Source organism: Bacillus sp. LJBS17 (genome assembly GCF_019334685.1).
Taxonomy (GTDB): domain Bacteria; phylum Bacillota; class Bacilli; order Bacillales; family Bacillaceae; genus Bacillus; species Bacillus subtilis.
On sequence record NZ_CP079759.1, the window covers coordinates 145,303 to 170,000 of the forward strand.

Annotated in this window: 21 protein-coding genes, 6 tRNA genes, 5 rRNA genes and 1 pseudogene (1 of these 33 running past the window's edge); 31 read left to right on the forward strand and 2 right to left on the reverse strand. The window is 46.0% G+C overall.

The window, feature by feature from the left end; all coding sequences use genetic code 11:
* Positions 1-14: 14 nt before the first annotated feature.
* The 19 genes and pseudogenes from KXZ66_RS00830 (at position 15) to salA (ending at position 12,616) form a co-directional block, all read left to right on the forward strand.
* Positions 15-668: an adenylate kinase gene (locus KXZ66_RS00830; RefSeq protein WP_003241987.1), complete on the forward strand. Its 654-nt coding sequence runs from the start codon at positions 15-17 to the stop codon at positions 666-668.
* Positions 665-1,411 carry a type I methionyl aminopeptidase gene (gene map / locus KXZ66_RS00835; protein ID WP_003225828.1) on the forward strand — a complete coding sequence of 249 codons (747 nt, stop codon included), beginning with the start codon at positions 665-667 and terminating at the stop codon, positions 1,409-1,411. Before KXZ66_RS00830 ends, map begins: the two co-directional genes overlap by 4 nt.
* Before the next feature lie 65 nt (positions 1,412-1,476).
* Positions 1,477-1,745, forward strand: a pseudogene (locus tag KXZ66_RS00840) (ribosome-binding protein ybzG).
* Positions 1,723-1,941 (forward strand): translation initiation factor IF-1, encoded by a 219-nt coding sequence (gene infA / locus KXZ66_RS00845; protein WP_003156508.1) that lies wholly within the window; start codon positions 1,723-1,725, stop codon positions 1,939-1,941. The pseudogene KXZ66_RS00840 and the gene infA overlap by 23 nt, the downstream one beginning before the upstream one ends.
* A 33-nt stretch (positions 1,942-1,974) precedes the next feature.
* Positions 1,975-2,088, forward strand: a complete 114-nt coding sequence (gene rpmJ, locus KXZ66_RS00850; protein WP_003156543.1) for a 50S ribosomal protein L36 — start codon at positions 1,975-1,977, stop codon at positions 2,086-2,088.
* Positions 2,089-2,110: 22 nt separating this feature from the next.
* Positions 2,111-2,476: a 30S ribosomal protein S13 gene (gene rpsM / locus KXZ66_RS00855; RefSeq protein WP_003235095.1), complete on the forward strand. Its 366-nt coding sequence runs from the start codon at positions 2,111-2,113 to the stop codon at positions 2,474-2,476.
* A 20-nt stretch (positions 2,477-2,496) separates the two neighbouring features.
* A complete protein-coding gene (rpsK, locus tag KXZ66_RS00860) occupies positions 2,497-2,892 on the forward strand; it encodes a 30S ribosomal protein S11 (protein ID WP_009966385.1) in 396 nt (131 codons plus the stop codon).
* A gap of 176 nt (positions 2,893-3,068) precedes the next feature.
* Positions 3,069-4,013, forward strand: a complete 945-nt coding sequence (locus KXZ66_RS00865) for a DNA-directed RNA polymerase subunit alpha (RefSeq protein WP_003225835.1) — start codon at positions 3,069-3,071, stop codon at positions 4,011-4,013.
* A 77-nt stretch (positions 4,014-4,090) separates the two neighbouring features.
* Positions 4,091-4,453 (forward strand): 50S ribosomal protein L17, encoded by a 363-nt coding sequence (gene rplQ / locus KXZ66_RS00870; protein ID WP_003225836.1) that lies wholly within the window; start codon positions 4,091-4,093, stop codon positions 4,451-4,453.
* Between the two features lie 129 nt (positions 4,454-4,582).
* Positions 4,583-5,428: an energy-coupling factor ABC transporter ATP-binding protein gene (locus tag KXZ66_RS00875; RefSeq protein ID WP_128739966.1), complete on the forward strand. Its 846-nt coding sequence runs from the start codon at positions 4,583-4,585 to the stop codon at positions 5,426-5,428.
* Positions 5,404-6,273 carry an energy-coupling factor ABC transporter ATP-binding protein gene (locus KXZ66_RS00880; RefSeq protein WP_128739967.1) on the forward strand — a complete coding sequence of 290 codons (870 nt, stop codon included), beginning with the start codon at positions 5,404-5,406 and terminating at the stop codon, positions 6,271-6,273. Before KXZ66_RS00875 ends, KXZ66_RS00880 begins: the two co-directional genes overlap by 25 nt.
* Positions 6,270-7,067 (forward strand): energy-coupling factor transporter transmembrane component T family protein, encoded by a 798-nt coding sequence (locus KXZ66_RS00885; protein WP_004399656.1) that lies wholly within the window; start codon positions 6,270-6,272, stop codon positions 7,065-7,067. Before KXZ66_RS00880 ends, KXZ66_RS00885 begins: the two co-directional genes overlap by 4 nt.
* Positions 7,068-7,076: 9 nt before the next feature.
* The gene (truA, locus tag KXZ66_RS00890; RefSeq protein ID WP_004399657.1) at positions 7,077-7,820 is read left to right on the forward strand and encodes a tRNA pseudouridine(38-40) synthase TruA; all 744 of its coding nucleotides are present in this window, start codon (positions 7,077-7,079) and stop codon (positions 7,818-7,820) included.
* Positions 7,821-7,981: 161 nt separating this feature from the next.
* Positions 7,982-8,419: a 50S ribosomal protein L13 gene (rplM, locus tag KXZ66_RS00895; RefSeq protein ID WP_003241966.1), complete on the forward strand. Its 438-nt coding sequence runs from the start codon at positions 7,982-7,984 to the stop codon at positions 8,417-8,419.
* Positions 8,420-8,439: 20 nt separating this feature from the next.
* The gene (gene rpsI, locus KXZ66_RS00900) at positions 8,440-8,832 is read left to right on the forward strand and encodes a 30S ribosomal protein S9 (RefSeq protein WP_004399691.1); all 393 of its coding nucleotides are present in this window, start codon (positions 8,440-8,442) and stop codon (positions 8,830-8,832) included.
* Positions 8,833-9,292: 460 nt separating this feature from the next.
* The gene (locus KXZ66_RS00905) at positions 9,293-10,060 is read left to right on the forward strand and encodes a class I SAM-dependent methyltransferase (RefSeq protein WP_021482000.1); all 768 of its coding nucleotides are present in this window, start codon (positions 9,293-9,295) and stop codon (positions 10,058-10,060) included.
* A gap of 185 nt (positions 10,061-10,245) precedes the next feature.
* Positions 10,246-10,689: a YbaK family protein gene (locus KXZ66_RS00910; RefSeq protein ID WP_003235118.1), complete on the forward strand. Its 444-nt coding sequence runs from the start codon at positions 10,246-10,248 to the stop codon at positions 10,687-10,689.
* A 59-nt stretch (positions 10,690-10,748) separates the two neighbouring features.
* Positions 10,749-11,462, forward strand: coding sequence for an N-acetylmuramoyl-L-alanine amidase CwlD (gene cwlD / locus KXZ66_RS00915; RefSeq protein WP_015252979.1), 714 nt, complete (start codon positions 10,749-10,751; stop codon positions 11,460-11,462).
* Between the two features lie 95 nt (positions 11,463-11,557).
* A complete protein-coding gene (gene salA / locus KXZ66_RS00920; protein ID WP_038827773.1) occupies positions 11,558-12,616 on the forward strand; it encodes an iron-sulfur carrier protein/transcriptional regulator SalA in 1,059 nt (352 codons plus the stop codon).
* 35 nt (positions 12,617-12,651) lie between these two features.
* Here salA and gerD read toward each other — a convergent pair whose 3' ends face one another.
* On the reverse strand, positions 12,652-13,209 hold the full coding sequence (gene gerD, locus KXZ66_RS00925; RefSeq protein WP_003235126.1) for a spore germination lipoprotein GerD: 558 nt from the start codon (positions 13,207-13,209) through the stop codon (positions 12,652-12,654).
* 109 nt (positions 13,210-13,318) lie between these two features.
* Here gerD and kbaA point away from each other — a divergent pair, with 109 nt between their 5' ends.
* Complete coding sequence (gene kbaA, locus KXZ66_RS00930; RefSeq protein ID WP_004399693.1) at positions 13,319-13,915, forward strand: KinB-signaling pathway activation protein; 597 nt, start codon at positions 13,319-13,321, stop codon at positions 13,913-13,915.
* Here the strand turns inward: kbaA and pdaB are convergent, their stop codons facing one another.
* Complete coding sequence (pdaB, locus tag KXZ66_RS00935) at positions 13,916-14,680, reverse strand: polysaccharide deacetylase family sporulation protein PdaB (RefSeq protein ID WP_021481998.1); 765 nt, start codon at positions 14,678-14,680, stop codon at positions 13,916-13,918.
* A 349-nt stretch (positions 14,681-15,029) separates the two neighbouring features.
* Here pdaB and KXZ66_RS00940 point away from each other — a divergent pair.
* The 11 genes from KXZ66_RS00940 to KXZ66_RS00990 form a co-directional block, all read left to right on the forward strand.
* Positions 15,030-16,577: ribosomal RNA gene (locus KXZ66_RS00940) — 16S ribosomal RNA — on the forward strand.
* A gap of 170 nt (positions 16,578-16,747) precedes the next feature.
* A 23S ribosomal RNA gene (locus KXZ66_RS00945) occupies positions 16,748-19,670 on the forward strand.
* A gap of 133 nt (positions 19,671-19,803) precedes the next feature.
* Positions 19,804-19,919, forward strand: a 5S ribosomal RNA gene (gene rrf, locus KXZ66_RS00950).
* 45 nt (positions 19,920-19,964) lie between these two features.
* Positions 19,965-20,039: transfer RNA gene (locus KXZ66_RS00955), tRNA-Asn, on the forward strand.
* A gap of 2 nt (positions 20,040-20,041) precedes the next feature.
* Positions 20,042-20,114 (forward strand) — tRNA-Thr (locus tag KXZ66_RS00960).
* 60 nt (positions 20,115-20,174) lie between these two features.
* Positions 20,175-20,249 (forward strand) — tRNA-Gly (locus tag KXZ66_RS00965).
* A gap of 31 nt (positions 20,250-20,280) precedes the next feature.
* Positions 20,281-20,357, forward strand: a tRNA-Arg gene (locus KXZ66_RS00970).
* 27 nt (positions 20,358-20,384) lie between these two features.
* Positions 20,385-20,461, forward strand: a tRNA-Pro gene (locus KXZ66_RS00975).
* An 8-nt stretch (positions 20,462-20,469) separates the two neighbouring features.
* Positions 20,470-20,545: transfer RNA gene (locus tag KXZ66_RS00980), tRNA-Ala, on the forward strand.
* A 172-nt stretch (positions 20,546-20,717) separates the two neighbouring features.
* Positions 20,718-22,266: ribosomal RNA gene (locus KXZ66_RS00985) — 16S ribosomal RNA — on the forward strand.
* Positions 22,267-22,436: 170 nt separating this feature from the next.
* A 23S ribosomal RNA gene (locus tag KXZ66_RS00990) occupies positions 22,437-24,698 on the forward strand; it runs 662 nt beyond the window's last position.
* The 16S, 23S and 5S rRNA genes sit together here with 6 tRNA genes alongside, the layout of an rRNA operon.

Genomic DNA, 24,698 nt, shown 5'->3' on the forward strand with positions numbered 1-24,698 from the left:
CGGGGGAAATCCGAATGAACTTAGTCTTAATGGGGCTTCCTGGTGCCGGTAAAGGCACACAGGGCGAACGAATTGTTGAGGATTATGGGATTCCTCATATCTCAACAGGAGATATGTTCCGTGCTGCTATGAAAGAAGAAACACCACTCGGACTCGAAGCAAAATCTTATATTGATAAGGGAGAGCTCGTACCTGACGAAGTCACAATCGGAATTGTAAAAGAGAGACTTGGCAAAGATGATTGTGAAAGAGGTTTTCTTCTGGACGGATTTCCGCGAACAGTCGCTCAAGCCGAAGCTCTTGAAGAAATTCTTGAGGAATACGGCAAGCCGATTGATTATGTCATTAACATTGAAGTCGACAAAGACGCTCTTATGGAACGTCTGACTGGACGCAGAATTTGCAGTGTTTGCGGCACAACCTATCATTTAGTCTTTAATCCGCCGAAAACGCCGGGTATTTGTGATAAAGACGGAGGCGAACTCTATCAACGGGCAGATGATAATGAGGAAACAGTCTCTAAACGGCTTGAGGTAAACATGAAGCAAACTCAGCCTTTACTCGATTTCTATTCAGAGAAAGGTTATCTTGCAAACGTGAATGGCCAGCAGGACATTCAAGACGTTTATGCAGATGTGAAGGATCTTCTTGGAGGATTAAAAAAATGATTATCTGTAAAACCCCACGTGAACTTGGTATCATGCGGGAAGCAGGGCGAATCGTGGCTTTAACTCATGAAGAGTTAAAAAAGCACATTAAACCAGGAATCTCGACAAAAGAATTGGATCAAATTGCCGAACGTTTTATTAAGAAGCAGGGTGCAATCCCATCTTTTAAGGGGTATAATGGGTTTCGCGGGAGCATTTGCGTATCAGTTAATGAAGAACTCGTTCACGGCATACCTGGCAGCAGGGTGCTGAAGGACGGTGACATCATCAGTATTGATATCGGTGCTAAATTAAATGGTTATCATGGTGACTCTGCATGGACATATCCGGTAGGAAACATCAGCGATGATGACAAAAAACTTCTGGAAGTGACAGAGGAGTCTTTATATAAAGGCTTGCAGGAAGCAAAACCAGGTGAACGTTTGTCGAATATTTCCCACGCAATACAAACGTATGTCGAAAATGAGCAGTTTTCAGTTGTTAGGGAGTATGTCGGACATGGTGTTGGTCAAGACTTGCATGAGGACCCGCAAATTCCTCATTACGGTCCGCCCAACAAAGGACCACGGCTTAAACCTGGCATGGTTCTCGCTATTGAACCTATGGTGAACGCTGGCAGCCGCTACGTGAAAACATTGGCTGATAACTGGACGGTTGTAACGGTAGATGGGAAAAAGTGTGCTCATTTTGAACATACGATTGCGATTACGGAAACGGGTTTTGATATACTGACGAGAGTCTAGATGATGAAAATAATTCCGAAGACAGATGTTTTTCAAGCTTGATAGGGCAGAAAGCTTGGGTGAACATTGGCAAGACCGAATTCATCTTGCTGCTTGTCGTTGGAATTTTAACCATCATCAATGTACTAACAGCAGACGGAGAAAAGCGTACATTTCATTCTCCTAAGAAAAAGAATATCAATCATTTAACCCTTTATGATTGCGTATCTCCGGAAGTTCAGAACAGTATAAACGAAACAGGGCGTGTGACAAACTTCTTTTGAAATTTGTCAGAAAGCAAGTTACTGATTTGAAGAAGGGAGAACACTTGAATGGCGAAAGACGATGTAATTGAAGTGGAAGGTACTATAGTCGAAACACTGCCAAACGCGATGTTCAAAGTTGAACTTGAAAATGGCCACACTGTTTTGGCTCATGTATCTGGTAAAATCCGCATGCACTTCATTCGCATTTTACCTGGAGACAAAGTTACGGTAGAATTATCTCCATATGACTTAACTCGTGGCAGGATTACGTACCGTTACAAATAAAGCACTCCGGAAACTGAAGGAGGTTGGAAACACATGAAAGTGAGACCATCAGTTAAACCAATCTGCGAAAAATGTAAAGTTATTCGCAGAAAAGGAAAAGTAATGGTGATCTGTGAAAATCCAAAGCATAAACAAAAACAAGGATAATTTATAAGGAGGTGCCCAGAGAATGGCTCGTATTGCTGGTGTAGATATCCCACGTGACAAACGTGTTGTTATTTCTTTAACATACATCTTCGGAATTGGCCGCACAACGGCTCAGCAAGTTTTAAAAGAAGCTGGAGTTTCAGAAGATACTCGTGTGCGCGATCTTACTGAAGAAGAACTTGGTAAAATCCGTGATATTATTGACAAACTGAAAGTAGAAGGTGACCTTCGCCGTGAAGTTTCTCTTAATATCAAACGTCTGATCGAAATCGGAAGCTACCGCGGAATCCGTCATCGCAGAGGATTACCTGTTCGCGGACAAAACTCTAAAAACAATGCGCGTACTCGTAAAGGTCCGCGTCGTACTGTAGCTAACAAGAAAAAATAAGTAAGGGAGGTTCTTAAACAATGGCTGCTGCTCGTAAATCTAACACGCGTAAACGTCGCGTGAAAAAGAATATTGAGTCTGGAATTGCTCATATTCGTTCAACTTTCAATAACACGATCGTTACGATCACTGACACTCATGGTAATGCTATTTCTTGGTCTAGTGCCGGAGCTTTAGGATTCAGAGGTTCTCGTAAATCTACTCCTTTTGCTGCGCAAATGGCTGCAGAAACAGCTGCTAAAGGTTCAATCGAACATGGTCTTAAAACTCTAGAGGTTACTGTTAAAGGACCTGGTTCAGGCCGTGAAGCTGCAATCCGTGCACTTCAAGCTGCTGGACTAGAAGTCACTGCTATCAGAGACGTAACTCCTGTTCCTCATAACGGATGCCGTCCACCAAAACGTCGCCGCGTGTAATTTGTTTGTATAGATTTTGTGTCCCTGTCAATAATGGGTTATGATACAGTTATTTATGAAACGAATGCACCGACTCGTTGCCTGAGCACATACGGGACTAAACAATGGGGAATTTCGGATGGAATCTCATATGATTCTATTCGAGGTTTCGACGTTTTGAAGGAGGGTTTTAAGTAATGATCGAGATTGAAAAACCAAAAATCGAAACGGTTGAAATCAGCGACGATGCCAAATTTGGTAAGTTTGTCGTAGAGCCACTTGAGCGTGGATATGGTACAACTCTGGGTAACTCCTTACGTCGTATCCTCTTATCCTCACTCCCTGGTGCCGCTGTAACATCAATCCAGATAGATGGTGTACTGCACGAATTCTCGACAATTGAAGGCGTTGTGGAAGATGTTACAACGATTATCTTACACATTAAAAAGCTTGCATTGAAAATCTACTCTGATGAAGAGAAGACGCTAGAAATTGATGTACAGGGTGAAGGAACTGTAACGGCAGCTGATATTACACACGATAGTGATGTAGAGATCTTAAATCCTGATCTTCATATCGCGACTCTTGGTGAGAATGCGAGTTTCCGAGTTCGCCTTACTGCTCAAAGAGGACGTGGGTATACGCCTGCTGACGCAAACAAGAGAGACGATCAGCCAATCGGCGTGATTCCGATCGATTCTATCTATACGCCAGTTTCTCGTGTATCTTATCAGGTAGAGAACACTCGTGTAGGCCAAGTTGCAAACTATGATAAACTTACACTTGATGTTTGGACTGATGGAAGCACTGGACCGAAAGAAGCAATTGCGCTTGGTTCAAAGATTTTAACTGAACACCTTAATATATTCGTTGGTTTAACTGACGAAGCTCAACATGCTGAAATCATGGTTGAAAAAGAAGAAGATCAAAAAGAGAAAGTTCTTGAAATGACAATTGAAGAATTGGATCTTTCTGTTCGTTCTTACAACTGCTTAAAGCGTGCGGGTATTAACACGGTTCAAGAGCTTGCGAACAAGACGGAAGAAGATATGATGAAAGTTCGAAATCTAGGACGCAAATCACTTGAAGAAGTGAAAGCGAAACTAGAAGAACTTGGACTCGGACTTCGCAAAGACGATTGACTAGTTTCCCTTGTGAACTAGGATTTTCGTGTGTTTATTATTCAGAAACAGCATTCCAATAAAGGAGGGGACATCACATGTCATACAGAAAACTAGGACGTACGAGTGCACAGCGTAAAGCTATGCTTCGTGATCTTACAACTGATTTGATCATCAACGAAAGAATCGAAACAACTGAAACACGTGCGAAAGAACTTCGCTCTGTAGTTGAAAAAATGATCACGCTTGGCAAACGCGGTGATCTTCACGCTCGCCGTCAAGCTGCTGCATACATCCGCAACGAGGTTGCAAACGAAGAAAATAACCAAGATGCACTTCAAAAATTATTCTCTGACATTGCAACTCGTTACGAGGAGCGCCAAGGCGGATACACACGTATTATGAAGCTTGGTCCTCGCCGTGGTGACGGAGCACCAATGGCAATTATCGAATTGGTTTAATCACATATTTTTGTGTATCTAAAGAAGGGCGGGACAGTTTCTAACTGGATCTATGCCCTTTTTTTAGATACTGCAACTTTTAATATAGAGAGAAAAGCAGAGCATTAGCTGAGAGGAGGCCGGTTTTCCATGAATCAAAATCAGTTGATATCGGTAGAGGATATCGTATTTCGATATCGGAAGGACGCAGAAAGACGAGCACTAGACGGCGTCTCCCTGCAGGTGTATGAGGGTGAATGGCTTGCAATCGTAGGTCATAACGGTTCAGGGAAATCAACACTGGCCCGGGCATTGAATGGTTTAATTCTTCCTGAATCAGGCGACATTGAGGTTGCCGGGATTCAATTGACAGAGGAATCCGTTTGGGAAGTGCGTAAGAAGATAGGTATGGTCTTTCAAAATCCGGATAACCAATTTGTCGGAACGACTGTTCGCGATGATGTGGCTTTTGGTTTAGAAAACAATGGTGTACCGCGGGAAGAAATGATTGAGAGAGTGGACTGGGCAGTAAAACAGGTAAATATGCAAGATTTTCTCGATCAAGAGCCGCACCATCTCTCCGGAGGCCAAAAGCAGAGAGTTGCGATTGCGGGGGTTATTGCCGCACGTCCTGATATTATTATCTTAGATGAAGCAACATCCATGCTTGATCCGATCGGGCGAGAAGAAGTGCTTGAAACGGTAAGACATTTAAAAGAGCAGGGAATGGCGACTGTCATATCCATTACACATGATCTGGATGAGGCAGCAAAAGCAGACAGGATCATTGTCATGAATGGCGGTAAAAAATATGCTGAAGGGCCGCCTAAAGAGATTTTTAAATTGAATAAAGAACTTGTTCGAATCGGGCTTGATTTACCCTTCTCATTCCAGCTTTGCCAGCTTTTAAGAGAAAATGGACTGGCTTTGGAAGAAAACCATTTGACTCAGGAAGGGCTGGTGAAAGAGCTGTGGACATTACAATCAAAGATGTAGAGCATCGCTATCAGATGAAGACGCCGTTTGAGCGCCTAGCACTATATGATATCAATGCATCGATTAAAGAAGGAAGCTACGTAGCAGTTATCGGGCATACAGGCTCTGGCAAGTCCACTCTTCTTCAGCACCTAAATGGTCTCCTAAAGCCGACGAAGGGACAGATATCACTAGGCAACACTGTCATTCAGGCAGGGAGAAAGAATAAAGATCTGAAAAAACTTCGTAAAAAAGTCGGAATCGTTTTCCAATTTCCTGAGCATCAATTATTCGAAGAAACAGTTCTTAAAGATATTTCATTCGGACCGATGAACTTTGGTGTTAAAAAAGAAGATGCTGAACAAAAAGCGAGAGAGATGCTGCAGCTTGTAGGTTTATCAGAAGAGCTTTTGGACAGGTCACCCTTTGAATTAAGCGGGGGACAAATGCGCAGAGTTGCAATTGCCGGCGTACTTGCAATGGACCCTGAAGTGCTTGTTCTGGATGAACCGACTGCAGGATTGGACCCAAGAGGGCGAAAAGAGATTATGGACATGTTTTATGAGCTTCATCAACGCGGGAACCTGACGACGATCCTTGTGACACACAGCATGGAGGATGCAGCTGCATACGCTGATGAAATGATTGTTATGCATAAAGGAACGATACAAGCATCAGGCAGTCCGCGTGATCTGTTTTTAAAGGGTGAAGAGATGGCCGGCTGGGGGCTGGATCTTCCTGAAACAATAAAATTCCAAAGACACCTTGAAGCTGTACTGGGTGTGAGATTTAATGAGCCTATGCTCACAATCGAAGATGCCGCTGCTGAAATCCGTGCTCTTTTTCAGGGGGAGAAGACTTTATGATGGACAGCATGATTATCGGCAAGTATGTACCGGGGACTTCACTTGTTCACCGGCTTGACCCCAGAACAAAACTGATCACGATCTTTTTATTTGTCTGCATTGTATTCTTAGCCAATAATGTTCAGACATATGCGTTGCTTGGTTTATTTACAATTGGCGTCGTTTCTTTAACAAGAGTTCCTTTCTCTTTTTTAATGAAAGGGCTGAAGCCAATCATCTGGATTGTCCTTTTTACGTTCCTTCTTCACATCCTTATGACACATGAAGGACCGATTATCTTTCAAATAGGTTTTTTCAAAGTCTATGAGGGCGGTCTGGTTCAGGGGATATTCATTTCTCTTAGATTCGTCTATTTGATTTTAATCACAACTTTATTAACGCTTACGACTACACCGATTGAGATTACCGATGGAATGGAGCAGCTGCTGAACCCATTGAAAAAATTAAAGCTTCCTGTTCATGAGCTGGCTCTTATGATGTCAATTTCTTTACGGTTTATTCCGACACTGATGGAGGAGACAGATAAGATCATGAAGGCTCAGATGGCGCGAGGCGTTGATTTTACAAGCGGGCCTGTCAAAGAAAGAGTGAAGGCTATTGTCCCGCTTCTTGTCCCGCTCTTCGTCAGCGCATTTAAACGCGCCGAAGAGCTTGCGGTGGCAATGGAAGCAAGAGGCTATCAAGGCGGAGAAGGACGTACGAAATATAGAAAGCTTGTATGGACAGGAAAAGACACTTCTGTCATTGTCAGCTTAATTGTATTAGCTGCTTTGTTATTTTTCTTAAGGGCTTAGAGGTGCTGTATGAGACTGAAATGCACGATTTCTTATGACGGACATTTGTTTAACGGTTATCAGGTTCAGCCGGGCAAAAGAACGGTTCAGGATGAACTGGAGAAGGCTTTGGCTGTCCTGCATAAGTCAAAAGACAGAATTCCGGTCGTTTCGTCTGGAAGAACAGACAGCGGGGTTCACGCAGCCGGACAGGTGATTCATTTTGACACTCCACTGTCTATCCCGGCTGAGAGATGGCCATATGCCTTAAATGCACTGCTTCCGGACGATATCGCAGTCAAACAGGCAGAAATTGCGGATGATGGGTTCCATGCACGATTTAGCGCAGTCAAAAAAGAATATCGCTACTTTGTATACACGGAGAAACACCCGGACGTATTTAAACGGCATTACGCTTACCATTTTTCATATCGCCTTAATGTGCAGGACATGAGAGAAGCGGCAAAGCATCTTATAGGGACACATGATTTTACGAGCTTTTGCGCGGCTAAAACAGAAGTGCAGGACAAGGTAAGAACGATATACGAACTTGATTGGACTGAGACGGCTGACGGCCTGCAAATGCGGATCACAGGCAGCGGTTTCTTATATAATATGGTCAGAATTATTGCGGGTACTTTGCTTGATGCAGGTATTGGAAAAATTTCTCCCGATGAGGTGAAATCCATGCTGGAAGCGAAGGATCGCGAAGCGGCAGGGCGCACAGCGCCGGGGCACGGGCTATATTTATGGAACGTTTACTATGACAACTAAACCAGGTGTATAATATTTTCTTGACAGAGTCTGCATAAAGTTATAAGATATCATATGGTATGTATTTCAACCCCACGATAAGCCCCGGAACTTATTGTGTTGTGAAATAGAACGTAATCGAAGTTTATTGAAAATGACAGATCATTTAGGAGGGAAATTCAATGCGTACAACACCTATGGCTAACGCAAGTACTATTGAACGCAAGTGGTTAGTTGTTGATGCTGCTGGCAAGACTTTAGGTCGTCTTTCTTCAGAAGTTGCAGCTATCCTTCGCGGAAAACACAAACCAACTTACACACCACACGTTGATACTGGAGATCATGTGATCATCATCAACGCTGAAAAAATCGAGTTAACTGGTAAAAAGTTAACTGACAAAATCTACTACCGTCATACTCAACATCCAGGCGGATTAAAATCAAGAACTGCTCTTGAAATGCGTACAAACTACCCTGAGAAAATGCTTGAGCTTGCTATCAAAGGCATGCTTCCAAAAGGTTCTCTAGGTCGTCAAATGTTCAAAAAATTGAACGTATACCGTGGTTCTGAGCATCCACACGAAGCACAAAAACCTGAAGTTTACGAACTTCGCGGTTAATTAAAAAGGAGGTTACCAATTTGGCACAGGTTCAATATTACGGTACTGGCCGTCGTAAAAGCTCTGTAGCGCGTGTGCGTTTAGTTCCAGGAGAAGGCCGTATCGTCGTTAATAATCGTGAAATCAGCGAACATATCCCATCTGCAGCTTTAATCGAAGATATCAAACAACCATTAACTTTGACTGAAACAGCTGGCACTTATGATGTTTTAGTAAACGTACATGGAGGCGGCTTATCTGGTCAAGCTGGAGCAATCCGTCACGGTATCGCTCGTGCTTTGCTTGAAGCAGATCCAGAATACCGTACAACTCTTAAACGTGCAGGTCTTCTGACTCGTGACGCTCGTATGAAAGAACGTAAAAAATACGGTCTTAAAGGCGCTCGTCGTGCACCTCAGTTCTCAAAACGTTAATTTTACGTTTTCAAAAAGCTCTCGACCTTGGGTTGGGAGCTTTTTTCTTTTAATATAACGTGGCCAGCTCCGCATAAAAATAACACTGAATGGACGCTTGACGGGGTTAAACAATTTGTTTGTTTATAAACGGTCTCACTGTAAAAATCATGATAGCTTTCATTTTTATTCAATTGGAAGTTCGGTCAATGTTTATTATCGTTATGTCGACAGCCCAGCTCCATTTAACCACTGTATCTCATCCGTTAAAGTTCACTGCTGATTAACCCGGAGAAACAATAGCTCTCATTGCTAATGGCTTTATGTAACGAAGTAAAAGTAAATCTGATGATATAAATCACATATCTCCTTTGTGATTTTTTTGCGTTTTTATGAACTTTTTTCTAAATATACAAAGGGAAAGCGATATCAATCTAGAAATATTTGTTATACTCTATACATTAAAGTAAGGAGAAGATTCATGAATGCGTTAGTAGCTCATAATAGCAAAGCCTGGGATAAAAAAGTAGAAACAGGCAATGAATGGACTGTTGCTGCTGAGCAGCAGGTTATCGAACAAGCAAAAAAAGGTAATTGGGATATAAGGGTAACGCCAATGAAAGATGTACCGAAGGATTGGTTTCCGCCTATCAAAGGTCTGAAAGTACTCTGTTTAGCCTCAGGCGGTGGCCAGCAGGGTCCAGTTTTGGCAGCCGCAGGTGCGGATGTCACCGTATTAGATAACTCAGAAAAACAGCTGAATCAGGATAGAATGGTTGCTGAGCGAGATGGTCTCACGATACACACTGTCAAAGGAAGCATGGACGATTTAAGTGTATTTAATGATGAATCATTTGATGTCATTGTACATCCTGTTGCCAATGTTTTTGTTGAGAATGTCCTCCCGGTATGGAAGGAAGCGCACCGTGTGTTGAAAAGGAACGGTGTTCTAATCTCGGGTTTTGTCAATCCTGTTGTATTTCTGTTTGATACAGAATTAGAACAGCAAGGTGTTTTAAAAGTAAAACACTCCATTCCATATGCTGACCCAGAAGATCTTCCGAAACATAGAGTGAAAAAACTGATCGAAAATAATGAGGCTCTGGAATTCGGCCATTCCTTAGAAGACCAAATCAAAGGCCAAATTGATGCTGGTTTTATCGTTACTGGTTTTTATGAAGATAAAGGCGGGTTTGTATTAGACCAATATATCCATACATATTCTGCAACAAGAAGCGTGAAAGTATGAAAAGCAGCGACCTGTTAGAGGGGCTGCTTTTTTCATAACCAATTACAGAACGTTTGTTCCTGACCCTGCAGAAAGTTGATTTTTTATCGATTTTACACCTTCATTTGGGCGAATTTCCAACCGAATTCGGGCATTGTTTCATTATCCAAACCTCAAAATAATCGATAAAAGGAGAGTGAATTTATATGGCAGAAGTACTGTCTTTTATGGATGTGAAACGCCAAAAGGATTTTGAATTAGAAAAGAACTTGCTCAAAGAACTCTCTCTGAGACAAATTATCCAGTCTGTTAAGGATTGTTTGGAACCATTATTTCCATTTTTACATGATGAACGAGATATTATTACTGAAGGCTGTATTGATTTTGCGATTGAAGCTTATTTGTTAGGCGGGCGTTTTGGGATATTCGGCTATTACGGAGAATCCATGCAAAGTATCAGTGCCCGCTCTGCAAGAGAAGAAGAAGAGCTGCGTATGGAGTTTTTTGATTATCTCTATAATTGGATACACGAGCAATACGCAACATTTGATAAAAACACGGTTTATGAAGCGGCACGCAAGTTCATTAAAGATTGGTGGACAGCGGGGTTTGTTCAAAGAGAAAAACAGTGTAAGCTTCGCATGCGATAATCATATTTCCCGGCCCTGTCCCATAGTTATGTAATAACGGACAAGCGGGAGGGGAAGGGATGAGGAAAAAGCTTAAATGGCTCAGTTTTTTGCTAGGCTTCATCGTATTACTATTTCTGTTCAAATATCAGTTCAGCAATAACGACTCTTGGAAGCCGTGGAGCCTGCCCTTGAGCGGTAAAATCATTTATCTAGATCCAGGTCATGGCGGGCCTGACGGCGGAGCAGTCGGCGGAAAGCTGTTAGAGAAGGATGTTACCCTGGAAGTGGCCTTTAGAGTCAGGGATTATCTTCAAGAACAAGGAGCGCTTGTTATCATGACCAGAGAAAGTGATACTGATCTCGCTCCAGAAGGAACAAAAGGCTATAGTCGACGAAAAGCTGAGGATCTAAGACAACGAGTCAAATTAATAAACCATTCAGAGGCGGAGCTCTATATCAGCATTCATCTTAATGCGATTCCGTCACAAAAATGGAGCGGAGCCCAAAGCTTTTATTACGGGAAATATGCGGAAAATGAGAAAGTCGCAAAATACATCCAGGATGAGCTGAGAAGAAATCTGGAAAACACAACCCGGAAAGCAAAGCGGATTCATGGCATCTACTTAATGCAAAACGTCACCAAACCGGGGGCGCTTATAGAAGTCGGATTTTTATCCAATCCAAACGAAGCAACGCTGCTCGGTAAACCGAAATATCAAGACAAGGTGGCATCTTCCATATATAAAGGCATTTTGCGATATTTCACAGAAAAAGGAGACCCTCCGGAGTAATGGAGGGTTTTCTTGTGGTTCTAAGCATAAGACACCCGCCATTTATGTATGATATAATAATAATTGTAAACGAATACACAAAAGGGTGAGGTTCGATGATAAGAGAAGATGAAGTAAGAAAACTAGTCGGAGAAATGCGCGAACCTTTTCTTCAAAGACCTCTGGGAGAATTGGATGCCGTTAAGGAAATTAAAATAAAGCCTGAAAAACGGCATATCAGTGTAAAAGTCGCTCTTGCAAAAACAGGAACTGCAGAACAAATGCAGATTCAGCAAGAGATCGTAAACGTATTAAAAGGGGCAGGAGCTGAGACAGTCGGCCTTCGATTTGAAGAGCTGCCTGAAGAAACGGTTGCTAAATTCCGGGAGCCGTCAGCTGAGAAAAAAACATTATTAAATATGGATAACCCGCCAGTCTTTCTTGCTGTAGCAAGTGGAAAAGGCGGCGTAGGCAAGTCAACTGTGTCAGTAAACCTAGCTATTTCTCTGGCTCGTCTAGGGAAAAAGGTTGGTTTAATTGATGCGGATATTTATGGGTTCAGTGTGCCGGACATGATGGGTATCACTGTGCGTCCAACAATTGAAGGAGAGAAACTTCTTCCTGTTGAACGCTTTGGAGTAAAGGTCATGTCAATGGGCTTTTTCGTAGAAGAAAATGCCCCGGTCGTATGGAGAGGGCCGATGCTCGGCAAAATGCTGAATAACTTTTTCCATGAAGTAGAGTGGGGAGAAGTAGACTATATTGTTCTTGATCTTCCGCCTGGTACAGGGGACGTTGCTCTCGATGTACATACAATGCTTCCGAGCTGCAAAGAAATTATCGTATCTACGCCACATCCGACAGCTGCTTTTGTCGCGGCCAGAGCGGGCTCTATGGCGATTAAAACCGATCATGAGGTCGTGGGTGTTATAGAGAACATGGCTTATTATGAAAGTGCAAAGACAGGGGAAAGAGAATATGTGTTTGGAAAAGGCGGAGGAGATAAACTGGCTGAGGAACTAAACGTGCCTTTACTCGGCAGAATCCCATTGAAACAGCCCGATTGGGATAAGGACCAATTTGCTCCGTCTGTTTATGACGAAAATCATCCAATCGGAGAAATATATCAGGACATCGCAAAAAAAATAGATGCAAAAATGTCAGTGCAGGTATAAAAGGTGAACCGGGATTCCAGATCCCGGCTTTCCCTTTATTCACTTTCTTTGGCCGTGTCTTTTGCTGCTTTTTTCAGTTCATCTTCGAACTGTTTTTTGTAAAGCGGACTAGAAAGTGTTTCGTTAATAACCTCTTCTAAATAACTGCGGAATTCTTGGCTTTTTGCCAGCTGGCTGTACTTTTTATCCATGCCGGGATCCTGCATAACGCTCATCAGCATCTTCTGGTAATCTGGATCCTTCATCAGCTTTTTAATCACTTTTTCATGCTCTGTTTGAAGAGTTTTGGCAAAGCCCTCAGCAAAATCAGTGTCTTCAAAGATGTTTTTCCAAAATTCTTCACCTTTTTTAGATGTGAGTGTTTTTTCTATTGTTCCTTTAATTGCATCTTGGTCAATCACCAGCGCTTCATTCATGGCATCATCATTTAATAATTCCTTAATAGCTTTCTTTCCATCATCAGTTTTTAATATATCAACAACCATTTTTTTGGTCTGATCATAGTCCATATCCGCTGCTTGGTCTTTTGGAGCGCAAGCTGTTACAGATAATAATAAAAAACAGCTCATCAATAGCGTTTTGGCTTTTGACATGCTTAAGCTCCTTTCACATACTTGTCTTACCTTTAATATGATTCATCTGTTTGGAATTATACATAACAAAATATCGCTGTTCGCGATTTTTGAGGGGATGAATAAAGAAATGAAAAGCCGTGGTTTAGTTCGTTTTTTCTTTTCTATTTTAGCTGTCGGGGCGCTTATCACGAGTATTGTGGGTTTTGCTTTAAAATGGGGAGAATATAGAGGGCTGTTTCTGACATTTGAAGCGGGACAGATTTTCTCTGTTTTATTTTGGTTTATCGGTGTAGGCATGATTTTCAGTGTGATCAGCCAAATGGGTTTTTTCGTGTTTTTAACAGTCCATCGGTTTGCGCTTGAGATATTAAGGTCCTCCTCTTTGTGGAATTTGCTGCAGTTGTTTTTCATCCTGTTTGTTGCTTTTGATTTAATGTACGTGCGTTTTTTATTTTTTGGAGAGAGCGGAGAATCGCTGGCTGGGTATGCGTGGTTACCGGTGTTTTTATTGATCTTTGGAGTGATTACAGCTTATATAAAGCAAAAGCAGTCCTCTAAGAAAACATTTGTGTCATCGTTGTTTTTGATGGTTGTGATTACCGCATTAGAATGGTTCCCTGCATTAAGAGTAAATGATGAGGACTGGCTTTATTTAATGCTTTTTCCGTTAATGGCATGTAATGCCTTCCAATTGCTTATGCTGCCGAAGTTTGCAGCAAAGTAATTACTTTACCTCTGCGGATCTGGCATCAGAATTTGCGATGAGATCACCCACGGTTACATTTTTTAATCCTTTTTCTTTCAGCTGATGGATGATATCAGGCAATGCTTCTTCTGTTTGTTTTGCCGAATCGGAGGCATGTAAAAGAATAATGTCTCCACCGGAAACTTGCTTGGTCACATTGTCGATGATTTTTTCAACTCCGGGATTTGTCCAGTCTTGAGAGTTCACACTGTAATGAACGACTGTATAATTGTATTGCTTTGCGACCTTTAGAACATTCTTATTGAATTGGCCGGTAGGGGGTCTTAATAGCTGTATGTCTTTGACCCCTAACTTTTCAAAGGCTGTTTGCGCACGGTTCATGTCCTTTTTTATTTCGCTGCTCTCTAAATTGGCATAGTTTTTATAAGCGTAGCCCATGCTCCCGATTTGATGTCCGTCCTTTACGATACGGGCCACTGTGTCGGGATGGCGTTCTGCCCAAGAAGCGGAAAGAAAAAACGTTGCATTTTTAATCCCGTTTGCTTTCAGAGTATTAAGTATCGGTTCTGCTCTCTCATCACCCCAGCTGATATCGAAAGTAAGTGAAATATCTTTAGAGTCTGTTTCTCCTTTATAAATGGCTTTAGGTCCGGTGTCAGTTGAAAACACGGGAAGCGGGACAGCTCTTTGGATATAAAAAAAGCTGGCAGCTGCAAATGCGGCGATAAGTATAATAATTAATTGTTTTACCCGTTTAATGTGCCACACATAGAAGTGATTCACTGATGATGCCTCCTTATCTTGTCCATCATTCTTGTTTTACATCTTATGAGCATGGACAATTGAATATAACCGATAAAATGTCTCTTCACATAGCCTAAATTAGGTGTTGACCTTTTGATAATATCCGTGATATATTATTATTCGTCGCTGATAAACAGCTGACATCAACTAAAAGCTTCATTAAGTACTTTGAAAAAAATTATTGACTTAAAAGAAGCTAAATGTTATAGTAATAAAGCTGCTTCGTTAAGTGGCGGTAATGATCTTTGAAAACTAAACAAGACAAAACGTACCTGTTATTTCATTTTTTAAAAATCGCACAGCGATGTGCGTAGTCAGTCAAACTACTTTATCGGAGAGTTTGATCCTGGCTCAGGACGAACGCTGGCGGCGTGCCTAATACATGCAAGTCGAGCGGACAGATGGGAGCTTGCTCCCTGATGTTAGCGGCGGACGGGTGAGTAACACGTGGGTAACCTGCCTGTAAGACTGGGATAACTCCGGGAAACCGGGGCTAATACCGGATGGTTGTTTGAACCGCATGGTTCAAACATAAAAGGTGGCTTCGGCTACCACTTACAGATGGACCCGCGGCGCATTAGCTAGTTGGTGAGGTAACGGCTCACCAAGGCAACGATGCGTAGCCGACCTGAGAGGGTGATCAGCACACTGGGACTGAGACACTACCAGACTCCTACGGGAGGCAGCAGTAGGGAATCTTCCGCAATGGACGAAAGTCTGACGGAGCAACGCCGCGTGAGTGATGAAGGTTTTCGGATCGTAAAGCTCTGTTGTTAGGGAAGAACAAGTACCGTTCGAATAGGGCGGTGCCTTGACGGTACCTAACCAGAAAGCCACGGCTAACTACGTGCCAGCAGCCGCGGTAATACGTAGGTGGCAAGCGTTGTCCGGAATTATTGGGCGTAAAGGGCTCGCAGGCGGTTTCTTAAGTCTGATGTGAAAGCCCCCGGCTCAACCGGGGAGGGTCATTGGAAACTGGGGAACTTGAGTGCAGAAGAGGAGAGTGGAATTCCACGTGTAGCGGTGAAATGCGTAGAGATGTGGAGGAACACCAGTGGCGAAGGCGACTCTCTGGTCTGTAACTGACGCTGAGGAGCGAAAGCGTGGGGAGCGAACAGGATTAGATACCCTGGTAGTCCACGCCGTAAACGATGAGTGCTAAGTGTTAGGGGGTTTCCGCCCCTTAGTGCTGCAGCTAACGCATTAAGCACTCCGCCTGGGGAGTACGGTCGCAAGACTGAAACTCAAAGGAATTGACGGGGGCCCGCACAAGCGGTGGAGCATGTGGTTTAATTCGAAGCAACGCGAAGAACCTTACCAGGTCTTGACATCCTCTGACAATCCTAGAGATAGGACGTCCCCTTCGGGGGCAGAGTGACAGGTGGTGCATGGTTGTCGTCAGCTCGTGTCGTGAGATGTTGGGTTAAGTCCCGCAACGAGCGCAACCCTTGATCTTAGTTGCCAGCATTCAGTTGGGCACTCTAAGGTGACTGCCGGTGACAAACCGGAGGAAGGTGGGGATGACGTCAAATCATCATGCCCCTTATGACCTGGGCTACACACGTGCTACAATGGACAGAACAAAGGGCAGCGAAACCGCGAGGTTAAGCCAATCCCACAAATCTGTTCTCAGTTCGGATCGCAGTCTGCAACTCGACTGCGTGAAGCTGGAATCGCTAGTAATCGCGGATCAGCATGCCGCGGTGAATACGTTCCCGGGCCTTGTACACACCGCCCGTCACACCACGAGAGTTTGTAACACCCGAAGTCGGTGAGGTAACCTTTTAGGAGCCAGCCGCCGAAGGTGGGACAGATGATTGGGGTGAAGTCGTAACAAGGTAGCCGTATCGGAAGGTGCGGCTGGATCACCTCCTTTCTAAGGATATTATACGGAATATAAGACCTTGGGTCTTATAAACAGAACGTTCCCTGTCTTGTTTAGTTTTGAAGGATCATTCCTTCGAAACGTGTTCTTTGAAAACTAGATAACAGTAGACATCACATTCAATTAGTAACACAAGATATCACATAGTGATTCTTTTTAACGGTTAAGTTAGAAAGGGCGCACGGTGGATGCCTTGGCACTAGGAGCCGATGAAGGACGGGACGAACACCGATATGCTTCGGGGAGCTGTAAGCAAGCTTTGATCCGGAGATTTCCGAATGGGGAAACCCACCACTCGTAATGGAGTGGTATCCATATCTGAATTCATAGGATATGAGAAGGCAGACCCGGGGAACTGAAACATCTAAGTACCCGGAGGAAGAGAAAGCAAATGCGATTCCCTGAGTAGCGGCGAGCGAAACGGGATTAGCCCAAACCAAGAGGCTTGCCTCTTGGGGTTGTAGGACACTCTGTACGGAGTTACAAAGGAACGAGGTAGATGAAGAGGTCTGGAAAGGCCGCCATAGGAGGTAACAGCCCTGTAGTCAAAACTTCGTTCTCTCCTGAGTGGATCCTGAGTACGGCGGAACACGTGAAATTCCGTCGGAATCCGGGAGGACCATCTCCCAAGGCTAAATACTCCCTAGTGACCGATAGTGAACCAGTACCGTGAGGGAAAGGTGAAAAGCACCCCGGAAGGGGAGTGAAAGAGATCCTGAAACCGTGTGCCTACAAGTAGTCAGAGCCCGTTAACGGGTGATGGCGTGCCTTTTGTAGAATGAACCGGCGAGTTACGATCCCGTGCAAGGTTAAGCAGAAGATGCGGAGCCGCAGCGAAAGCGAGTCTGAATAGGGCGCATGAGTACGTGGTCGTAGACCCGAAACCAGGTGATCTACCCATGTCCAGGGTGAAGTTCAGGTAACACTGAATGGAGGCCGAACCCACGCACGTTGAAAAGTGCGGGGATGAGGTGTGGGTAGGGGTGAAATGCCAATCGAACCTGGAGATAGCTGGTTCTCTCCGAAATAGCTTTAGGGCTAGCCTCAAGGTAAGAGTCTTGGAGGTAGAGCACTGATTGGACTAGGGTCCCTACCGGGTTACCGAATTCAGTCAAACTCCGAATGCCAATGACTTATCCTTGGGAGTCAGACTGCGAGTGATAAGATCCGTAGTCGAAAGGGAAACAGCCCAGACCGCCAGCTAAGGTCCCAAAGTATACGTTAAGTGGAAAAGGATGTGGAGTTGCTTAGACAACCAGGATGTTGGCTTAGAAGCAGCCACCATTTAAAGAGTGCGTAATAGCTCACTGGTCGAGTGACTCTGCGCCGAAAATGTACCGGGGCTAAACGTATCACCGAAGCTGCGGACTGTTCTTCGAACAGTGGTAGGAGAGCGTTCTAAGGGCTGTGAAGCCAGACCGGAAGGACTGGTGGAGCGCTTAGAAGTGAGAATGCCGGTATGAGTAGCGAAAGAGGGGTGAGAATCCCCTCCACCGAATGCCTAAGGTTTCCTGAGGAAGGCTCGTCCGCTCAGGGTTAGTCGGGACCTAAGCCGAGGCCGAAAGGCGTAGGCGATGGACAACAGGTTGATATTCCTGTACCACCTCCTCACCATTTGAGCAATGGGGGGACGCAGGAGGATAGGGTAAGCGCGGTATTGGATATCCGCGTCCAAGCAGTTAGGCTGGGAAATAGGCAAATCCGTTTCCCATAAGGCTGAGCTGTGATGGCGAGCGAAATATAGTAGCGAAGTTCCTGATTCCACACTGCCAAGAAAAGCCTCTAGCGAGGTGAGAGGTGCCCGTACCGCAAACCGACACAGGTAGGCGAGGAGAGAATCCTAAGGTGATCGAGAGAACTCTCGTTAAGGAACTCGGCAAAATGACCCCGTAACTTCGGGAGAAGGGGTGCTCTGTTAGGGTGCAAGCCCGAGAGAGCCGCAGTGAATAGTCCAGGCGACTGTTTAGCAAAAACACAGGTCTCTGCGAAGCCGTAAGGCGAAGTATAGGGGCTGACGCCTGCCCGGTGCTGGAAGGTTAAGAGGAGCGCTTAGCGTAAGCGAAGGTGCGAATTGAAGCCCCAGTAAACGGCGGTAGTAACTATAACGGTCCTAAGGTAGCGAAATTCCTTGTCGGGTAAGTTCCGACCCGCACGAAAGGCGCAACGATCTGGGCACTGTCTCAACGAGAGACTCGGTGAAATTATAGTACCTGTGAAGATGCAGGTTACCCGCGACAGGACGGAAAGACCCCGTGGAGCTTTACTGCAGCCTGATATTGAATGTTGGTACAGCTTGTACAGGATAGGTAGGAGCCTTGGAAACCGGAGCGCCAGCTTCGGTGGAGGCATCGGTGGGATACTACCCTGGCTGTATTGACCTTCTAACCCGCCGCCCTTATCGGGCGGGGAGACAGTGTCAGGTGGGCAGTTTGACTGGGGCGGTCGCCTCCTAAAAGGTAACGGAGGCGCCCAAAGGTTCCCTCAGAATGGTTGGAAATCATTCGCAGAGTGTAAAGGCACAAGGGAGCTTGACTGCGAGACCTACAAGTCGAGCAGGGACGAAAGTCGGGCTTAGTGATCCGGTGGTTCCGCATGGAAGGTACATCGCTCAACGGATAAAAGCTACCCCGGGGATAACAGGCTTATCTCCCCAAGAGTCCACATCGACGGGGAGGTTTGGCACCTCGATGTCGGCTCATCGCATCCTGGGGCTGTAGTCGGTCCCAAGGGTTGGGCTGTTCGCCCATTAAAGCGGTACGCGAGCTGGGTTCAGAACGTCGTGAGACAGTTCGGTCCCTATCCGTCGCGGGCGCAGGAAATTTGAGAGGAGCTGTCCTTAGTACGAGAGGACCGGGATGGACGCACCGCTGGTGTACCAGTTGTTCTGCCAAGGGCATCGCTGGGTAGCTATGTGCGGACGGGATAAGTGCTGAAAGCATCTAAGCATGAAGCCCCCCTCAAGATGAGATTTCCCATTCCGCAAGGAAGTAAGATCCCTGAAAGATGATCAGGTTGATAGGTCTGAGGTGGAAGTGTGGCGACACATGGAGCTGACAGATACTAATCGATCGAGGACTTAACCATATTTTTGAATGATGTCACACCTGTTATCTAGTTTTGAGAGAACACCTCTCTAAAGGCGGAAGGTAAGGAAACTCCGCTAAGGGCTCTCACATCCTGTGAGAAACGCCCAGTACCTTCATCCTGAAGGCATTTGTTTGGTGGCGATAGCGAAGAGGTCACACCCGTTCCCATACCGAACACGGAAGTTAAGCTCTTCAGCGCCGATGGTAGTCGGGGGTTTCCCCCTGTGAGAGTAGGACGCCGCCAAGCAGATTTATTAATTCTACCATGTTTGTTTATGAAGCTTTATATTATTCCGCAGTAGCTCAGTGGTAGAGCTATCGGCTGTTAACCGATCGGTCGTAGGTTCGAATCCTACCTGCGGAGCCATTGCTTCCATAGCTCAGCAGGTAGAGCACTTCCATGGTAAGGAAGAGGTCAGCGGTTCGAGCCCGCTTGGAAGCTTTATTAAATGTATTATTACCAAGGTTTCTCATAAGGAGAAAGCTTTTTTTATTGCGATATGCGGAAGTAGTTCAGTGGTAGAACACCACCTTGCCAAGGTGGGGGTCGCGGGTTCGAATCCCGTCTTCCGCTCCATTTATCCCAACGGGATATTGTAAATTGAATTGCGCCCGTAGCTCAATTGGATAGAGCGTTTGACTACGGATCAAAAGGTTAGGGGTTCGACTCCTCTCGGGCGCGCCATATCTTTTAATAGAATAGATAGGGAATCGGGAAGTAGCTCAGCTTGGTAGAGCACATGGTTTGGGACCATGGGGTCGCAGGTTCGAATCCTGTCTTCCCGACCATTTTTTATGGGGCCTTAGCTCAGCTGGGAGAGCGCCTGCTTTGCACGCAGGAGGTCAGCGGTTCGATCCCGCTAGGCTCCACCAAAAGTTTTTTAAAAAAGTTGTTGACTTTGAAGAAGTGACGTTGTATACTAATAAAGTTGCTTTAACAAAGCGGACAAACAAAATGATCTTTGAAAACTAAACAAGACAAAACGTACCTGTTAATTCAGTTTTTAAAAATCGCACAGCGATGTGCGTAGTCAGTCAAACTACTTTATCGGAGAGTTTGATCCTGGCTCAGGACGAACGCTGGCGGCGTGCCTAATACATGCAAGTCGAGCGGACAGATGGGAGCTTGCTCCCTGATGTTAGCGGCGGACGGGTGAGTAACACGTGGGTAACCTGCCTGTAAGACTGGGATAACTCCGGGAAACCGGGGCTAATACCGGATGGTTGTTTGAACCGCATGGTTCAAACATAAAAGGTGGCTTCGGCTACCACTTACAGATGGACCCGCGGCGCATTAGCTAGTTGGTGAGGTAATGGCTCACCAAGGCAACGATGCGTAGCCGACCTGAGAGGGTGATCGTACCACACTGGGACTGAGACACTACCAGACTCCTACGGGAGGCAGCAGTAGGGAATCTTCCGCAATGGACGAAAGTCTGACGGAGCAACGCCGCGTGAGTGATGAAGGTTTTCGGATCGTAAAGCTCTGTTGTTAGGGAAGAACAAGTACCGTTCGAATAGGGCGGTACCTTGACGGTACCTAACCAGAAAGCCACGGCTAACTACGTGCCAGCAGCCGCGGTAATACGTAGGTGGCAAGCGTTGTCCGGAATTATTGGGCGTAAAGGGCTCGCAGGCGGTTTCTTAAGTCTGATGTGAAAGCCCCCGGCTCAACCGGGGAGGGTCATTGGAAACTGGGGAACTTGAGTGCAGAAGAGGAGAGTGGAATTCCACGTGTAGCGGTGAAATGCGTAGAGATGTGGAGGAACACCAGTGGCGAAGGCGACTCTCTGGTCTGTAACTGACGCTGAGGAGCGAAAGCGTGGGGAGCGAACAGGATTAGATACCCTGGTAGTCCACGCCGTAAACGATGAGTGCTAAGTGTTAGGGGGTTTCCGCCCCTTAGTGCTGCAGCTAACGCATTAAGCACTCCGCCTGGGGAGTACGGTCGCAAGACTGAAACTCAAAGGAATTGACGGGGGCCCGCACAAGCGGTGGAGCATGTGGTTTAATTCGAAGCAACGCGAAGAACCTTACCAGGTCTTGACATCCTCTGACAATCCTAGAGATAGGACGTCCCCTTCGGGGGCAGAGTGACAGGTGGTGCATGGTTGTCGTCAGCTCGTGTCGTGAGATGTTGGGTTAAGTCCCGCAACGAGCGCAACCCTTGATCTTAGTTGCCAGCATTCAGTTGGGCACTCTAAGGTGACTGCCGGTGACAAACCGGAGGAAGGTGGGGATGACGTCAAATCATCATGCCCCTTATGACCTGGGCTACACACGTGCTACAATGGACAGAACAAAGGGCAGCGAAACCGCGAGGTTAAGCCAATCCCACAAATCTGTTCTCAGTTCGGATCGCAGTCTGCAACTCGACTGCGTGAAGCTGGAATCGCTAGTAATCGCGGATCAGCATGCCGCGGTGAATACGTTCCCGAGCTTGTACACACCGCCCGTCACACCACGAGAGTTTGTAACACCCGAAGTCGGTGAGGTAACCTTTTAGGAGCCAGCCGCCGAAGGTGGGACAGATGATTGGGGTGAAGTCGTAACAAGGTAGCCGTATCGGAAGGTGCGGCTGGATCACCTCCTTTCTAAGGATATTATACGGAATATAAGACCTTGGGTCTTATAAACAGAACGTTCCCTGTCTTGTTTAGTTTTGAAGGATCATTCCTTCGAAACGTGTTCTTTGAAAACTAGATAACAGTAGACATCACATTCAATTAGTAACACAAGATATCACATAGTGATTCTTTTTAACGGTTAAGTTAGAAAGGGCGCACGGTGGATGCCTTGGCACTAGGAGCCGATGAAGGACGGGACGAACACCGATATGCTTCGGGGAGCTGTAAGCAAGCTTTGATCCGGAGATTTCCGAATGGGGAAACCCACCACTCGTAATGGAGTGGTATCCATATCTGAATTCATAGGATATGAGAAGGCAGACCCGGGGAACTGAAACATCTAAGTACCCGGAGGAAGAGAAAGCAAATGCGATTCCCTGAGTAGCGGCGAGCGAAACGGGATTAGCCCAAACCAAGAGGCTTGCCTCTTGGGGTTGTAGGACACTCTGTACGGAGTTACAAAGGAACGAGGTAGATGAAGAGGTCTGGAAAGGCCGCCATAGGAGGTAACAGCCCTGTAGTCAAAACTTCGTTCTCTCCTGAGTGGATCCTGAGTACGGCGGAACACGTGAAATTCCGTCGGAATCCGGGAGGACCATCTCCCAAGGCTAAATACTCCCTAGTGACCGATAGTGAACCAGTACCGTGAGGGAAAGGTGAAAAGCACCCCGGAAGGGGAGTGAAAGAGATCCTGAAACCGTGTGCCTACAAGTAGTCAGAGCCCGTTAACGGGTGATGGCGTGCCTTTTGTAGAATGAACCGGCGAGTTACGATCCCGTGCAAGGTTAAGCAGAAGATGCGGAGCCGCAGCGAAAGCGAGTCTGAATAGGGCGCATGAGTACGTGGTCGTAGACCCGAAACCAGGTGATCTACCCATGTCCAGGGTGAAGTTCAGGTAACACTGAATGGAGGCCGAACCCACGCACGTTGAAAAGTGCGGGGATGAGGTGTGGGTAGGGGTGAAATGCCAATCGAACCTGGAGATAGCTGGTTCTCTCCGAAATAGCTTTAGGGCTAGCCTCAAGGTAAGAGTCTTGGAGGTAGAGCACTGATTGGACTAGGGCCCTACCGGGTTACCGAATTCAGTCAAACTCCGAATGCCAATGACTTATCCTTGGGAGTCAGACTGCGAGTGATAAGATCCGTAGTCGAAAGGGAAACAGCCCAGACCGCCAGCTAAGGTCCCAAAGTATACGTTAAGTGGAAAAGGATGTGGAGTTGCTTAGACAACCAGGATGTTGGCTTAGAAGCAGCCACCATTTAAAGAGTGCGTAATAGCTCACTGGTCGAGTGACTCTGCGCCGAAAATGTACCGGGGCTAAACGTATCACCGAAGCTGCGGACTGTTCTTCGAACAGTGGTAGGAGAGCGTTCTAAGGGCTGTGAAGCCAGACCGGAAGGACTGGTGGAGCGCTTAGAAGTGAGAATGCCGGTATGAGTAGCGAAAGAGGGGTGAGAATCCCCTCCACCGAATGCCTAAGGTTTCCTGAGGAAGGCTCGTCCGCTCAGGGTTAGTCGGGACCTAAGCCGAGGTACGAAAGGCGTAGGCGATGGACAACAGGTTGATATTCCTGTACCACCTCCTCACCATTTGAGCAATGGGGGGACGCAGGAGGATAGGGTAAGCGCGGTATTGGATATCCGCGTCCAAGCAGTTAGGCTGGGAAATAGGCAAATCCGTTTCCCATAAGGCTGAGCTGTGATGGCGAGCGAAATATAGTAGCGAAGTTCCTGATTCCACACTGCCAAGAAAAGCCTCTAGCGAGGTGAGAGGTGCCCGTACCGCAAACCGACACAGGTAGGCGAGGAGAGAATCCTAAGGTGATCGAGAGAACTCTCGTTAAGGAACTCGGCAAAATGACCCCGTAACTTCGGGAGAAGGGGTGCTCTGTTAGGGTGCAAGCCCGAGAGAGCCGCAGTGAATAGGCCCAGGCGACTGTTTAGCAAAAACACAGGTCTCTGCGAAGCCGTAAGGCGAAGTATAGGGGCTGACGCCTGCCCGGTGCTGGAAGGTTAAGAGGAGCGCTTAGCGTAAGCGAAGGTGCGAATTGAAGCCCCAGTAAACGGCGGCCGTAACTATAACGGTCCTAAGGTAGCGAAATTCCTTGTCGGGTAAGTTCCGACCCGCACGAAAGGCGCAACGATCTGGGCACTGTCTCAACGAGAGACTCGGTGAAATTATAGTACCTGTGAAGATGCAGGTTACCCGCGACAGGACGGAAAGACCCCGTGGAGCTTTACTGCAGCCTGATATTGAATGTTGGTACAGCTTGTACAGGATAGGTAGGAGCCTTGGAAACCGGAGCGCCAGCTTCGGTGGAGGCATCGGTGGGATACTACCCTGGCTGTATTGACCTTCTAACCCGCCGCCCTTATCGGGCGGGGAGACAGTGTCAGGT

Bases quoted from the DNA above. Each gene is read 5' to 3' on its own strand.
- kbaA (WP_004399693.1), top strand. From the start codon at position 13,319: ATGAAAAGCCGTGGTTTAGTTCGTTTTTTCTTTTCTATTTTAGCTGTC.
- rpmJ (WP_003156543.1), top strand. From the start codon at position 1,975: ATGAAAGTGAGACCATCAGTTAAACCAATCTGCGAAAAATGTAAAGTT.
- KXZ66_RS00830 (WP_003241987.1), top strand. From the start codon at position 15: ATGAACTTAGTCTTAATGGGGCTTCCTGGTGCCGGTAAAGGCACACAG.
- KXZ66_RS00885 (WP_004399656.1), top strand. From the start codon at position 6,270: ATGATGGACAGCATGATTATCGGCAAGTATGTACCGGGGACTTCACTT.
- cwlD (WP_015252979.1), top strand. From the start codon at position 10,749: ATGAGGAAAAAGCTTAAATGGCTCAGTTTTTTGCTAGGCTTCATCGTA.
- salA (WP_038827773.1), top strand. From the start codon at position 11,558: ATGATAAGAGAAGATGAAGTAAGAAAACTAGTCGGAGAAATGCGCGAA.
- KXZ66_RS00865 (WP_003225835.1), top strand. From the start codon at position 3,069: ATGATCGAGATTGAAAAACCAAAAATCGAAACGGTTGAAATCAGCGAC.
- KXZ66_RS00875 (WP_128739966.1), top strand. From the start codon at position 4,583: ATGAATCAAAATCAGTTGATATCGGTAGAGGATATCGTATTTCGATAT.
- KXZ66_RS00910 (WP_003235118.1), top strand. From the start codon at position 10,246: ATGGCAGAAGTACTGTCTTTTATGGATGTGAAACGCCAAAAGGATTTT.
- rpsM (WP_003235095.1), top strand. From the start codon at position 2,111: ATGGCTCGTATTGCTGGTGTAGATATCCCACGTGACAAACGTGTTGTT.
- rplM (WP_003241966.1), top strand. From the start codon at position 7,982: ATGCGTACAACACCTATGGCTAACGCAAGTACTATTGAACGCAAGTGG.
- KXZ66_RS00905 (WP_021482000.1), top strand. From the start codon at position 9,293: ATGAATGCGTTAGTAGCTCATAATAGCAAAGCCTGGGATAAAAAAGTA.
- rpsK (WP_009966385.1), top strand. From the start codon at position 2,497: ATGGCTGCTGCTCGTAAATCTAACACGCGTAAACGTCGCGTGAAAAAG.
- infA (WP_003156508.1), top strand. From the start codon at position 1,723: ATGGCGAAAGACGATGTAATTGAAGTGGAAGGTACTATAGTCGAAACA.
- map (WP_003225828.1), top strand. From the start codon at position 665: ATGATTATCTGTAAAACCCCACGTGAACTTGGTATCATGCGGGAAGCA.
- rplQ (WP_003225836.1), top strand. From the start codon at position 4,091: ATGTCATACAGAAAACTAGGACGTACGAGTGCACAGCGTAAAGCTATG.
- truA (WP_004399657.1), top strand. From the start codon at position 7,077: ATGAGACTGAAATGCACGATTTCTTATGACGGACATTTGTTTAACGGT.
- gerD (WP_003235126.1), bottom strand. From the start codon at position 13,209: ATGTCAAAAGCCAAAACGCTATTGATGAGCTGTTTTTTATTATTATCT.